The following is a 14106-nucleotide window of genomic DNA, read 5'->3' on the forward strand; positions in this document are numbered from 1 at the left end:
TTAGTTACTGCTGTTTGGGACAAAAAAGCAAATAACAAATTACCGATCACCAAAGATCTATGGAAATATGACAGATCTATGCATCAGTTGGTTCTACTAAGTTTTCTAGTCCCTTAATCACTTTAGCTGATTCAATTTTGTCACCCGCTTTTAAGACTTGTAAAACATCTTTTCCTTGGGTAACATAGGCAAAATTTGCATATCTACCATCTAAAAGGTTACGTCCCGCAGGTGTCAATTCTGGTTCAAACAAAAAGAAGAAAATTTGGGATGAACCACCATTCACTTCATCTTCCGGACGTGCTAAAGCAACACCACCATAAGCAGAAAATGGTAGAACAGGCATTTCTAAATAACGACCGTCTTCTTCTAAAGTTATGCCGTAAGTAGGTTCCTCGTCTCCTTCGACCAAAATTTCTAAGGGAATTGCTCGGTATTTACCAGTTTTTGGATCGATAAAACCTTGCTCTTTCCCTGGTGGATCTCCGGTTTGCAGAACGTAAGATTCTTCCGAACGGATGAACTCCAAACCATCATAAAAACCGCGTTGTACTAGATCTACAAAATTCCCAGCAGTTACAGGGGCGCTATAACCATCTGCAACTACGGTAATGTTGCCTTTAGCTGTTTCAATCTCAACCGTAGCGCGCCCTTTTAATTGTGGTAAATTGCTATACTCAGCCGGAACTTCAAAAGGAAATCCCGTTACCATTAATTGTTCCAATTCGCCAACAGTATCTAAGAGTTTACCTCTTTGTATCCAAGCTTGTTTTTTATTTCTTGTATCTACAACTTCTCGGTAGGATTCAATTCCAGACTGTAGTTTTTCGATTAATGCTTCGGCTTGTGAATGACGTTCTTCAGGAACGCTCGCCAAAATTTTTTCTGGTTTGTCAAGAACCCTTGAAGCTTGCTTGACATCTTTAGAGATTGCTCTCCATCTACGATTTGCCCGTAATTGGTTTGCAATATCCTCTAAACTACCTTGCAGTTTTCTTACGGGCTGGTTATCTATTGGTAATGCATATCTTAACAATGCCTTGCCATCAGAAATTGGATTCCCAGATGGTAGCAAACCAGCCAAAGAACTCGGAGTCCATCCAATCGTACTTATTCCTAAAAATAGTGCGACTAGGAGCAGCGCGATCGAACTATTTTTCAACCTAGATTTTAATAACTTCAACATTCCTATGGCTCAAATGCAGCTTTAAATTGTCGATTAGGGCTAACCCTCAATAATCTTCCCATGATTGGGACAGAGAATGGGGTATTAGAGCCGATAAGGGCACAGATAAGGGGGTTAATTAACAAAAAATAAAGTAGATGGATGTGATAACTAAGGATATGCCTATTTATAAAATAAGGAATTTAGAATAGGTCCAAAATTAGACTTGACAAGGATTACGTAAAATAAAAATTACTTATTCATCCTTATTCATCCCTTCATTAACCTTAGCAAGTTTCAATAATTAATTTTTATACCCTAATTTTATATTCTGACTCCTGGCTCCTAGCTCCTGTCTCCTGACTTCTCAAAAATTACTGAGTTGTGAGTTGTTCTTCTGGTTCTTCAACCGGTGAATCATCTACAATTTCCACTTCTGGAGTTGGCTCTCGCAAAGATACGGTAATATCAGCAGCATTAATTATTGCTCCTAATAACCCCATTTCCGATTCCTGTAACTGGTCGATAGCTTCGCTGAATAAATTTTCCTCAGTATAGTTTGGTCTCGCAACTATGATTGTGCCATCGCTGTAGGGTTGAATGAGCAGAGCATCATTAGAAAAAGTTAATGTATGAGTATCTAAAATTACTAAATCATATCGCTGACGGGCATCCTCCATCAACCTTTTAATTTCACTAGATTCTAAAACTGCAGCAGGTTGACGTACTGGTCCTGCACTAGGGATGATGTATAAATTTTCTACATCAGGTACTAAACGGATACATTCACTCAGACTGCCGTAATAACGCAGGGGCTCAATACTTGCTTCATTATTGGGAGTAACTTTAAGGGATTCACATCGGGAAGGCGATCGCAAATCGGTTTCAATAATCAAGGTACGTTTCCCAGCCCGTGCAGCAGCAATACCCAGATGATAAGCACTAAACGTTTTACCTTCAGAACTGCTTGTAGAGCACAGTAAAACGACCTTTACATCTTGACCCCCAATTCGACGCAAAGTACTGCGTAGTCTTTCACAATACTCTAAATACGGAGAATTTGCTTCTAAAGCTATTGGTAGAATATCGGGCTCCAAATCTTCCTCAACAACTAAAGGTAATTCGCCCAAAAGGATAACTTCTTTTTGTTTCAAGCTTTCACGAATATCTTCCTTAGTTTTGAAAGTACCTTCTAGGGAACCTAATAAGAATATAACCCCACCTCCAACAATCAATCCAAAGAAAACTCCTACGCCAAGTGTTGTCACTAGACTTGTTGGTGGCTTTGCATCAACTATAACTGAAGGCGGTCTTGCAATATCAAGGCTAGAAACTGTTTCGGCTTCTGCTGCTTTAGCATCTGCTAATTTCGCCTGTATTTGGTCGTAAACGGCTCTATTGAGGGCTATTTGTTGTTCTAATCGAGAACGCTCTAATTGTTTATTAGGAATCAGAGAATATTGTTTGCGTAACTTTGCCTCTTCTTGAACTTGCATTTCCAGTTGTCTTTGGAGAGTTTCTTTTTGAGTTTGCAAAGCTACCAATTGATTTGCTAACTGTTGACGCGCTGGATCTAAATTACTTTGGGAACGAATTCCCTTGATATTACCGGGTAAGGGACTCGCAACCCCAGCCCCCCCAACAACCTCTTCTGCTCGTTGCTGAAATAATTGTTCATAAGCTTCTTTTTGCCGACGCAGTTGAATCATAGTCGGATGATCAGGGCGCAAATCTCTATGAAGTACCTGCATTTGCGTTTCAGCTTGATAAATCTGACTGCGTAAATTAGCAATAATTGGATCTGCACTTAAAGCAGAAGAAATATAAGCTCGTTCCACATCAAGCCCAAGCTTTTCTTGAAGGCTGCGAATTTGAGCATCAATCCCCGATAATGTCAGTTGCAACTGTCTTTGCTGAGCTTGACTATTGGTCACAGCATTAAGCAAAATTCCATTCTCTGCAGCTAAGATTGCTGGTCTTTCCAGTCGGTCATAAATTTCAAGTTTTCGCTCTGCAGCTTGTAATTCTTTCTGAACCAGAGGTAAACGTTGATCGATATTATCAATAATTACTTTCAATCGCCTGGTATTCATTTCCTGACTCAGTTTGACCATTGCTTGCATGTATATTTGCAATGTCAAACCTGCTCTTTTGCGATCGCTATCTTTATATTTTAGACCAATAGTCCCACCCCCTCCATCTGTTGGAGGCGGTAAATTGATATTAAGATTTCTCGCTATTTCCTGTGGCTTTCTACCTACTTTTTCTGCAACTGCTTCAATGACAGCAGAAGAAAGAAAAGTTCCCTTGCTTAGTTGCTGTCCCTGCTGTTGAATTTCCGTACCTGTAACGGAGAAAGAAACCGGAGGGCGAGTGTAACTTAACGCAGATTCTCCCAAGTAACTTGGCGGAGGTGCTGGTTGCATTGCCATAAAAGTAGAACCAATGACAATTAAGCCAAAACTGGCGCATCCGATCCACTTATACTTTGCAAAAGCTATTAAATATCGTTTAACAATTGGTGGTGCCATGACAATTATCTCAAGGATTAGTGGCAGTTCTGGAGAGCAAATATTTGATCAAAAACCCCCACCAAAAGAATCAAAAAAGCGAATAAAGTTTTGAACGTCAAAGAAAGGGCGGGTAATTAAAGAAAGAGTGTTGGTAATTCTGGTAATTAGGTTTCGACCAACAACGATAACATCATTATCTTGGAGTGGCACGTTTTGAGAACGATCTCCTGCAAGTGCTTTTTTTGCATCCAACCTTTGAGTTATGGCTTTACCCCGCTCTGGATCGAATCGAACTAAAGCTATTTGGCGAAGATTAGCATTTTCAGGATTAATTCCTGTCAAAACATCAATAAAAGTGCTGCCATTGGGTAAAGTTTGGGTTGCGATACCACCTCCTGCGTAGTTTAAAACTCGCACTTTAATTTGGGGTACAGCTAAGGAAGAACGAGCAACCAATCTGCGATCATAAGTGTCATCAGTACCAATTTCGCGAGGAGGAACAAAAATTGTATCGCCATCTTGTAAGCGTAAACTAGGTAAAGAAGCACCATTTTGTAAAGGAGCGTATAAATCTACATCAGTTGTCAAAATTGAACCATCAAGCCGCCTTCTTCTAACCTGTATTTTGCGTAAATCAGCCTTCATTGTTGAACCGCCAGCTATTTGTAATGCATCCGTTACCCTTGCTGTTATTGGACTAATTGGATAAATTCCCGGACGGGAGATTTCACCTGCGATCGCAATTTGTACAGGTCGTTCGCCAACTAAAGCAACTGTAATTAACGGATCTACAAAAATACGACTTAAGCCCAAACGAATCTTTTCTTCTGCTTCTGGTAAGCTCAAACCTTGTACTGAAACCGTTCCTAACCTAGGTATAGTAATATTTCCTTCGGCATCAACTATGGCTTGGAAATTTGGATCTTGACGCTTTGCAAACAGAGATAAGGTTACTGCTGGATTCACAACATAGCGATTAAAGCCTGCACGAATATTATTTTGTGCTTGTTGCAAAGTTAAACCCTTAAGAAAGATTTTTCCCAAGAGTGGTGCAGTAACATTACCTTCAGAATTAATTGAAGCTTGAAAATTTAAATCCGGAAAGCGTTGGACAACAACGCTAATGGTGTCTCCTTCATCTAACCGGTAATCGCCAGGTTTTTGATTAACTAAAACATTGATAGCATCCCCTGGGCCCAAAATATAACGTGAAAATTCTGGAGGAATGGTATTTTTCAATGCTGGTGGAAAACTTTCAGCATTCAGTGGTGGAGTGGGTGGTGGTACTTGTGATGGTGGAATTTGTGGTATTACTTCCGGGAGCGGCGGATTTTGTGCAGCAACAGGTAAAACCGATGTTGGCAATAAAACTCCCGTGATATGAATGCTAATAAGAGATAAAACTCTAAATGCATTTACATGAAACCGAGTAACTACAAACATCAGTATTTTTTCTGTATAACTCAAGTCAAGTATCGAACGCCCATTCTAAACTTAGATAACCACAAATGTCTGCTCTAAATGGTGAAAATTTATGATTGGAATTTTTGCAAAGGTAGGGAAGAATGAAAAATAAACTAAAGATGATTAATCAACAAGAACGGATCGAAAACCCACTCTTCAATTCCTAATACTCCTAATTTAATCCTCAATAACCTTCATTTTTTCTGAAAAGAATTGACTACCAAACTAGCTTGTACCTGTTCGACCAAAGATTGTGCAATTGACCAATTTTCCTTTACCTCTCCCAGAGGTTCCATAGGAATCATAATATTTACTGCAACCCAGGGAACGCGTTCTTTTCTTAACTGTGCCATTTGGTCAGCAACAAACCACTTAAAAGTCGAAGGACTTCCCCCATTCGGCGTTGCATACCATTGTAGTATTGCGTAGGTTTGACGATTTTTTAAAACTGCTCGAAAAAAATTAGCTTTAATTTTATTACTGGTATTTGAACTTGAATCAGTAGGTTGGATCGTAAATTCAGGCGTTTCAAATTGAGCAATTTTCCACTGCCAAAAACCTTTAATTTCTGTCCACTCTGTCTGTGGTTGGTTTCTTGGACCATTTTGCGGTAACAAGAGCAAGTAGGAAATTTTATCTGAGTTTTTTTGTTTAATTTTCTGCCACAACCATTTACGTCCCCCAATTTGTCTTTCTACTGTTTCTAAAGTTTCCCATCCAGATAGTTTTAACCCTGTTTGACGTATCTGTTTAACTTCTTTCAGGTTTACTACGCTTGGCGGCTCTTTCCACTGCCAATCACCACTTAAATATCCTGGAACACCACTAATTAATAAAATTAAGATTAGGAGCAGAACTGCAAATACATGGGGAATATTATTTCTTTGAAAAGGTGTATCATTGGAAATCATATTTCTTAAAAATAAATAATCATAAAAACCAATTTTAAATTTTCAATAATTCTTTACCGCAATAATAGCTTCAACATAAAATAGTTAACGATTACTAACGGTTAATTAACAGAAAAACGCCGATCTATCCAATTCAAAACAGGTATTAAAGAAAGCAACATTACAGCAGAATAAAGGTCACCTCCCCAGCCATCATGTAACCATTTAAAGGTTTGATCTTGAGCAGTGCCGTGAAAATATGTCAGTAACGTATTACGAATAACATTGGCAGTAACACTAATTAAAACAGCACTAGACAAGAACCAAATAGTCTTACGTTTATCAGATAAAATCCCTACCCAATAAAGTAAAATTAAACTGACATATAAGGTTGTAAAGAGCATTTTTAAGCCCGCACAGTAAGGTGCAACTTCTACAATTCTTCCTCCAACATAAATATTAATTCCATCGACAATAACTTCCATTCCAAATTGATGTAATACAAAAGCTGCAGTACCTGCAATAAAACTTTGTAAAGGTAAAGTAAAAGGTGTAATCAAATAAGGAATAGCAGTTGGGGTTGCAAGAAAAACTAATAGTAAAGGAAAAGACTGTAATTTGAAGCCAGCAAATCCCTTAAACCAGAAACAAATTCCTGTCAAAATGATAGGAAAAGATAAATTAACCCATTCCGGAACTCCAGTGAGGTAAAAACAAGAACCGATTATGAGTAAAGCACCTCCCAAAGGATGAGCAATATTCGGTAGACGTCCCCATTGTTTTCGATGGGACCAAACCAAGTAAGCAGCAAAAGGTATACCAATAATCCCATGACTAAAATATTCGTGTTCGATGCTGATACTTTTTTTCAGCCAACCATCTAGCCAATGAAGCAAAACGGGTGCGTAAAGTAGTAACAAAACTCCGAATAAAGCGAAATTGAATAATTCCAGCCGATTATGTTTTTTAAGTGGATACTGAAGTGACATAATTTTTTATAGTTCAAAACTTAAATGTCAGGAGTCAGGAGAGTTGTAGAGACGCGACAGAGTCTGCAGCGTTGGGGAAGCTTTCTGATCCACTAACACCTGTAACAATCGAGCCGAGTGCTGCAATAACTTCGCGAACTTGATTGTTGCTTAAACCGGGATACATTGGTAAAGAAAGTATTTGCTGTGATAGTTTTTCTGATACGGGAAAATCACCTGCTTGGTAACCCAAGTCAGAAAATGCTGGTTGTAGGTGACAGGGAATTGGATAGTGAATACCTGTTTGAATTCCTAATTCTGCAAGTTTTTCTTGAATAGTTTCCCGGGTTTGAGGACAAGAGTTATCAATTTTGATTACATAAAGGTGATAAACATGTCCATCACCACTGTGATTTTCTAAAGGAATAATTCCATAGTTTTTCAGGAATGCAAGTTCAGTGTCATATTGTTGAGCAATATTGAAGCGATCGCGATTCCAATCTGATAAGTATGGTAATTTTTGCAGTAAAACAGCAGCTTGCAATGTATCTAAACGGCTGTTAGTTCCATAGTCTGTGTGGAAGTATTTTTTAGATGCTCCATAATTCCGCAACTTTACCATCATTTTGGCAACATCTGGATCTTGAGTTACTAGCATTCCTCCGTCACCTATTGCTCCCAAATTTTTACTGGGATAAAAACTAAAAGCTGCAGCTATTCCCACCGAGCCAGGATGACAACCTTCTCGTTGTGCTAGATGGGCTTGGGCTGCATCTTCAAAAATTAGTAATTTATAAGTATCAGCAAAGTCTAATAATTCTTTTGGCGATACCATTTGACCATAAAGATGAACAGGAATAATTGCTTTTGTTAGAGTAGTAATAACTGCTTGTGCTGCTTCTAAATCAATTAATGCTGTATCTGGTTTACAATCAACAAAAATAGGTTTTGCACCGGCACGTAGTACCCCTATTAATGTGGCAACAAAAGTATTAGCAGGCAAAATTACTTCATCACCATTCTTGATTCCACAAGCCCTTAAACCGAGGGCGATCGCATCCGTTCCTGAAGCTACCCCAACACCGTATTCTGCACCTGATTTTGTTGCGAAAGCTGTTTCGAAATCTGCGAGTGCTTTACCCAGAATAAAATCACCTCTATCTAATACATTTTCAATTGCATTTTCTAGTTGATTTTTAATTAGTTGATGTTGTTTACTTAAATCAACAAAAGGAATTTTAATGTTCATTTTATTATTTTTTTTTAAAATTTACTTAAACTATTTTTTATCTAATTATGTTTGATACCAAATCTGATTTTTAAAACCCCTTTATATTTTTTGGAATTTTCCCCCACACTTTCCACACCTTCCACACTTTCCTCTCTCATTCTAAAAAGGGGAAATTAGCCCGGACTTAGTATGAGGTATACCTGATATGTTTGTATTTTAAAAAATTGAAGCTGGAAAAATATGATTCCATGAATTAATAACTCAAATTTATTTCAGCTTTTTAGAAAGATGCAAAATAAATAAAAACTTTATCATGAACATGTTTTGGTAAAAGTAAATTAACTGTGTAGAGAATGAGTTATTTATCGAAAAATTAAAATAATACAATTAACTAAATACTCTTATTAGTTCTAACTAAGCTTATATTTCCCATTTTGAGAATAAAACTAACATTATCAGAGTTGGAAAAAATCAGTTAAATGAATAATATTTTCTTTTTCTATATTTTGTCGATTAAGTATCAGAATTTATACTTATGAATTATAGTAATTAATCAACTAAGTAACACGTAAAAAATCAAAATATTAAAAATAAATATGAAAAAAACTTTAAAGAGAACCTTTAAGACTAAACTGCTGTAAAGATAGTTGTTTGCGGTTCTCCTGGAAACTATATTTTAGCTCTTCAAAAAATCAGTTAGTAAAAAAATTACCTCTGAGCTTGTTTATCAGAGGTGAAATTCGGGAATGCTTAGAAATAGAAAAATAACCCAAAAATAACGGTTATATAAATTACCACTAAACCAATTATTAACGGAACTGTAACAATGGTAGAGCCCAATCAGAAAACGTTTGTTCTCAAAGAAGGTTGGGCTTCTCAAGAAACAAGGGAACAACAACGCTTAACAGCATTGTCAGAATTAGGTTTAATGCAACCTGAGACGATCCCAGTATTTGAAGAAGCCACTCAAACAGCCGCACATTTTTTAGAAGCACCAATTTCTATGTTGGGCTTTATGGATAATGAACGCCATTGGTTTAAATCTGCTGTTGGTTTATCCAGGTTGGGATTGATGAACCAATTAGCTCAAACTCGTCAACTGATGCGAGGAGAATCTTTTTGTACTCAAGTAGTTGAAAATTCGCAGCCAGTAGTTATTAACGATACTCGTAAACATTCCCAATCAGAACTATTCGCTAGTAAGTTAGTGAATGATTACGGTGTCGGAGCTTATTTAGGAGCCCCACTAATTGATTCTCAAGGTAATTGTTTGGGAACTTTAGCAGTAATGGACTTGCTCCCACGTAATTTCACCAATCGGGATATTGAATTTTTACAAATTATCGCCCGATGGAGTATGAGCGAATTTGAACGTAATCGAGTACTGCAATCTTTACCATCAGTAGCTAAAACCGTGACTCCTCCTGTTGCTGATTCAACTGGTTGGTCATCTTCACAATCACCAACTCCACCAGCAATCACTGATGTTAAAAGAACTCCTCAGGTTTTACCCAAAAATATAGACAGCACAAATAAGCTCAAATTACAATTGCTCGGACAACTGACTCAGGAGTTGCGTACTCCTTTAACTTCCGTACTTGGTATGACAAGTGTTTTGGGAAGAGAAATTTACGGACCCTTAACAGGTAAGCAAAGAGAATATCTGGAAATAATTCAACACAGTGGTCGCTATTTACTTTCCTTGGTAAATGAAATTTCTGAGTTGGGTGCAATGGATAATATTTCTCATGCTCTCAATCTGACACCTGTAGATATTGAAATGCTCTGTCAACAAGTTATTAATACTTTAGATGAAGTAGCAAATCGTCGAGAGCAAAATATCCGACTCTCTATAGAACCCGGACGCAATCGAATCTGGGCTTTGGATAAAGATAAAGTCAAGCAAATACTATATCACTTAGTTTTTAGTGTGGTTCAACTTTCAGCCACCGGTAGTATTGTCCGCATTCACGTTTCCTACAAAGAAGATTTTATCAGTATTACTGTTTGGGCTTCTCATCCTTGGTTGGGAGATGGAATTACAGAAGTTGACCCATATTTCCGTTTAAAACAAACACCTTTATTAGAATTAATTGGAGAAAAACCGAAGTACGAACGAAATTCCCACAATTCAGGACAAACTCACAATGTAAGTGGTTCAAGCTTCACGGATAATTTTTCGTTTGCAAGTAATTCTAAGTTAGGTCTTCTCGGAGATGTAAGTCAAGAATCAAATACAGCTAACGGAAGTATATCTCGTGAAAGTTTGGGTTTATTACTAAGTTCCCAGCTAGCAGAAATACATGGTGGTAGCATCACCATTCAAGGATCGACAGAATCAGGAAATCGCTATCTATTAAGTCTACCACTACAAATGGCATCTACAGATTCAGCGAAAGAAGATTCTGATGAAATTTAAAGTATGTGAAATTAAAGCATGTGAAATTTGAAGCATAAATTAATTAGCATGGACTATGGACTGGGTATTTTTTGCGGAATTATCTGCAGGACATAGTTTAAAGAAATAGGGGAAAGTCAAAACTCTAGTTGAATATTAATGGGAAATCGACGATCATCAATATTTAGTCAATATTTAACTTGGTCTTTTGAATCAATAGCCGATGATTATTTTCCATTTGCAATCTAGAATCTTACTTTTTTGACCTTACCCCAATTATGATTAGTCCAAGTTCAGTGCTAATTACTAACTGCTAAAAAGTTTTTATGAATTTAGTTTGGCAAAGATTCACCTTGTCGAGCGTACCGCTCAAAGAATATCTTCGCGGTAGTTTGTTGTATCGCTCTGTATTCGGAGTATTGGGTTCTTGGCGACAAGGTAGTATTTTACTACAGTGGGGAGATGCGATCGCAGCAGCTTTACTCAGCTTAGTGTACGCGCTAGCACCCTTTGTCTCTACAACACTTATAGGTTTACTGCTGGTTGCTTGCGTAGGATTCTGGTTGTTATTAACAGTGTCAGATGATACGCGTTCGCCTGACTATGTTGGTGTAACCCCCATTCATATACCTGTATTTATATTTTGGGGAGCAGCTGTTATTGCAACAGCACTATCACCGGTAAAAGCTGCAGCACGGAGCGATCTAATTACTTTCACTCTGTATTTGTGCCTGTTTGCTTTTTGTGCGAGAGTTTTAAGATCGCCGCGAATTCGCTCCTGGTTGATAATACTTTATTTGCACGTATCGCTGATTGTCAGTATTTATGGATTGCGACAGAAATTCTTTGGTGCTGCACAATTAGCAACTTGGGTCGATCCCGAGTCACCCTTATCAAAAAGTGTGAGGGTTTACAGTTATTTAGGAAACCCCAATTTACTAGGTGGATATCTCCTACCAGCTGTGATTTTAAGTTTAATTGCCATATTTTCGTGGCGTGGATTACCCCGGAAAGCTTTGGCGATAACTATGTTTGTTGTCAACTTGGCTTGTTTTCGCTTTACTGACAGTCGTGGTGCTTTTATTGGCTTAGCTGTAGCTTTAATAGCTTTAGTATTTATATTGCCGTATTGGTATCAGGAATACTTACATCCATTTTGGCGCAAATGGTTATTACCAATTCTAGTTGGAGGTTTTGCCGCTTTGATTGTAGCAGCGTTGGTATTCTCCAATGAGTTTCGCCTGCGAATTCTCAGTATTTTTGCAGGTCGTGCGGATAGCAGTAACAACTTTCGGATGAATGTTTGGACTGGTGTGTTTAAGATGATTGGGGATTATCCTGTGTTTGGAATTGGTCCGGGTCATAATTCTTTTAACAAAGTTTATCCTCTCTACCAGCTTCCTCGTTACACTGCTCTAAGTGCTTACTCAATTTTTTTGGAAATAATTGTGGAAACTGGCTTTGTTGGTTTAGCAAGTTTTATTTGGTTATTAATCGTTACATTTAATGCTGGGTTGTTACAGTTGCAACGTTTGCGTCAATTAAAAAATTCAGATGGACTCTGGTTAATTGGAGCGATGGTTACCATGGTGGGAATGCTTGCTCACGGTTTAGTGGATACTGTATGGTATCGTCCCCAGGTAAATACCCTCTGGTGGTTAATGGTTGGTATAGTTGCTAGTTATTACACGCCTTTAAGACAAGCAAGGAAACAAGAATTTACTTCACCAAACCCAAATTCTGCAGCGTATTAATCGGTATTCATTAAGTTGGATGGAAATAATATGCTGCTAATTGTAAGGACGTACATCAATGCGTTCTTACAGATGGGTGGTATCGTTAAGTTATTATCCAAGTATTACTTCCAGTTTTTACCCCCCAATATGTCATAAATTAATAAGTGCAACATAGACGGTGGTTTGAATGGTCGGTAAAACCCTTGATGGGCGTTACAAAATTATCAAACAGATTGGAAAAGGGGGTTTTGGTGTCACTTTCCTAGCGGAAGACATTAAACGTCCTGGAAATCCTAAATGTGTGGTGAAGCAGTTTCAACCCACCCGTACAGATGCGTTAACTTTAAAGGTAGGAAAAATTCTATTTGATCGAGAAGCGAAAAATCTGGAAGAATTAGGAAACCACGAGCAAATACCACGACTTTTAGCACACTTTGAAGAAAATAAACAATTTTATTTAGTACAAGACTTTATTGAAGGTCACGATCTAACTCAAGAATTATACCCTGGCAAGCAGTTCAGTGAAACTGAAATCATTGAGTTGTTAATAGATATCTTAGAAGTTGTAGCATTCATTCACAAACAAGACCGCATTCACCGCGATATCAAGCCTTCTAATATCATGCGCCGCAGATTAGATGGCAAAATTGTATTGATTGATTTTGGTGCTGTTAAACAAGTTGCAGGAGTAGAAGGTAATCAACATGGGTATACTGCTGTTACCCGTCACATTGGTACTCCTGGCTACATGCCGAGCGAACAAACCCAAGGAAATCCCAGATTTTGTAGTGATATCTATGCATTAGGAATGATTGCAATTCAAGGATTAACAGGTTTGCATTATCAGCAGATAACATCAGACACCAATACAGGGGAAATTGACTGGCAAAGTCATGTTAAGGTCAACCCCAAGCTGGCAAATGTTATTGATAAGATGGTACGTTATGACTTTCGTCAACGTTACCAATCTGGAGAAGAGGCTTTACAAGCTGTTAAGGGTTTGCAAACTGTAACGGGGTTAAGACCTAAATCTTCTTCACCACCATGGAAAGTTTGGCTTGGAGTTGGATTAGTAACTAGTTTAATTACATTAGGAACAATTTTTTATTTATTGAGTGATAGATCTCTAATTAGTGGTAGAAGTAGAAACTCTGTCTCCAATAATTTTTTACTTTATGAAAATCCTAGTTATGGAATTAAAATAAAATATCCTGAGAATAATTGGGGAATACAAAAACAAGATGACTTTAGTGGAGAAGTGGTTAAGTTATTTCCCGGCAATCAAAATCAATTATCTTCTTGTCCTATAGATGTTTTTATTAATGTTAATGATTTTCCAGAAGGTAAAATATTATCTTTAGATGAATATAAGAATTTTGCTCTGAAAAAGATTCAAGATATTAATCCAAATACAAAAATTACTGATAGTTCTACTTCAAAAACTACTTTATCTAATTTCAGAGCTTATAAATTAGTTTATACTCGCCAGGATGAGGGATGTGATTTGCGGGTGATGGAAGTTGGTACTGTAAGAAATGGTAAGGTTTATTTTATTAACTATACTGCCGAAGAAAAACAATATTCTCAGTTGTTACCAACCGTGGAAAAGATGATTAATTCATTTCAAATTGTGGAAGGTAATTAATCTAATTTCAGGTTATACCAACTCTATGTGAAGTTGCATATAACTGTAGAATAAAGAATGAAGAAATAAAAGAAGCAAAAGCGAACAATGGGGCGT

The 14106-nt window shown here is 37.5% G+C and carries 9 protein-coding genes; 3 read left to right on the forward strand and 6 right to left on the reverse strand.

Features of this window, described 5'->3' with window-relative positions; genetic code table 11:
• Positions 1-76: 76 nt before the first annotated feature.
• The 6 genes from BC008_RS41125 to BC008_RS41150 all read right to left on the reverse strand — a co-directional run bounded on the left by BC008_RS41125 (position 77) and on the right by BC008_RS41150 (position 8249).
• Positions 77-1186 (reverse strand): peptidylprolyl isomerase, encoded by a 1110-nt coding sequence (locus BC008_RS41125; RefSeq protein ID WP_027840810.1) that lies wholly within the window; start codon positions 1184-1186, stop codon positions 77-79.
• Positions 1187-1539: 353 nt separating this feature from the next.
• The gene (locus BC008_RS41130) at positions 1540-3696 is read right to left on the reverse strand and encodes a GumC family protein (protein ID WP_027840809.1); all 2157 of its coding nucleotides are present in this window, start codon (positions 3694-3696) and stop codon (positions 1540-1542) included.
• A gap of 48 nt (positions 3697-3744) precedes the next feature.
• The gene (locus BC008_RS41135; protein WP_027840808.1) at positions 3745-5121 is read right to left on the reverse strand and encodes a polysaccharide biosynthesis/export family protein; all 1377 of its coding nucleotides are present in this window, start codon (positions 5119-5121) and stop codon (positions 3745-3747) included.
• A gap of 215 nt (positions 5122-5336) precedes the next feature.
• Positions 5337-6053: a cyanoexosortase B system-associated protein gene (locus tag BC008_RS41140; protein ID WP_027840807.1), complete on the reverse strand. Its 717-nt coding sequence runs from the start codon at positions 6051-6053 to the stop codon at positions 5337-5339.
• A 101-nt stretch (positions 6054-6154) separates the two neighbouring features.
• Complete coding sequence (gene crtB / locus BC008_RS41145) at positions 6155-7021, reverse strand: cyanoexosortase B (protein ID WP_027840806.1); 867 nt, start codon at positions 7019-7021, stop codon at positions 6155-6157.
• 34 nt (positions 7022-7055) lie between these two features.
• On the reverse strand, positions 7056-8249 hold the full coding sequence (locus BC008_RS41150; RefSeq protein WP_027840805.1) for a DegT/DnrJ/EryC1/StrS family aminotransferase: 1194 nt from the start codon (positions 8247-8249) through the stop codon (positions 7056-7058).
• An 808-nt stretch (positions 8250-9057) separates the two neighbouring features.
• Between BC008_RS41150 and BC008_RS41155 the strand changes: the two genes are divergently transcribed.
• The 3 genes from BC008_RS41155 (at position 9058) to BC008_RS41165 (ending at position 14010) form a co-directional block, all read left to right on the forward strand.
• Positions 9058-10650 carry a GAF domain-containing sensor histidine kinase gene (locus tag BC008_RS41155; protein ID WP_027840804.1) on the forward strand — a complete coding sequence of 531 codons (1593 nt, stop codon included), beginning with the start codon at positions 9058-9060 and terminating at the stop codon, positions 10648-10650.
• A gap of 305 nt (positions 10651-10955) precedes the next feature.
• Positions 10956-12383 (forward strand): IctB family putative bicarbonate transporter, encoded by a 1428-nt coding sequence (locus tag BC008_RS41160; RefSeq protein ID WP_027840803.1) that lies wholly within the window; start codon positions 10956-10958, stop codon positions 12381-12383.
• Between the two features lie 169 nt (positions 12384-12552).
• Entirely contained in the window at positions 12553-14010 is a 1458-nt protein-coding gene (locus BC008_RS41165; protein ID WP_027840802.1) for a serine/threonine-protein kinase, read from the forward strand.
• Positions 14011-14106 lie beyond the last annotated feature (96 nt).

It is taken from the genome of Mastigocoleus testarum BC008, from assembly GCF_001456025.1.
Classification (GTDB): domain Bacteria; phylum Cyanobacteriota; class Cyanobacteriia; order Cyanobacteriales; family Nostocaceae; genus Mastigocoleus; species Mastigocoleus testarum.

Coding starts and splice junctions, on each gene's coding strand:
- BC008_RS41165 (WP_027840802.1), top strand. CDS start 12,553: ATGGTCGGTAAAACCCTTGATGGGCGTTACAAAATTATCAAACAGATT.
- BC008_RS41125 (WP_027840810.1), bottom strand. CDS start 1,186: ATGTTGAAGTTATTAAAATCTAGGTTGAAAAATAGTTCGATCGCGCTG.
- BC008_RS41135 (WP_027840808.1), bottom strand. CDS start 5,121: ATGTTTGTAGTTACTCGGTTTCATGTAAATGCATTTAGAGTTTTATCT.
- BC008_RS41160 (WP_027840803.1), top strand. CDS start 10,956: ATGAATTTAGTTTGGCAAAGATTCACCTTGTCGAGCGTACCGCTCAAA.
- BC008_RS41140 (WP_027840807.1), bottom strand. CDS start 6,053: ATGATTTCCAATGATACACCTTTTCAAAGAAATAATATTCCCCATGTA.
- BC008_RS41130 (WP_027840809.1), bottom strand. CDS start 3,696: ATGGCACCACCAATTGTTAAACGATATTTAATAGCTTTTGCAAAGTAT.
- BC008_RS41150 (WP_027840805.1), bottom strand. CDS start 8,249: ATGAACATTAAAATTCCTTTTGTTGATTTAAGTAAACAACATCAACTA.
- BC008_RS41155 (WP_027840804.1), top strand. CDS start 9,058: ATGGTAGAGCCCAATCAGAAAACGTTTGTTCTCAAAGAAGGTTGGGCT.
- crtB (WP_027840806.1), bottom strand. CDS start 7,021: ATGTCACTTCAGTATCCACTTAAAAAACATAATCGGCTGGAATTATTC.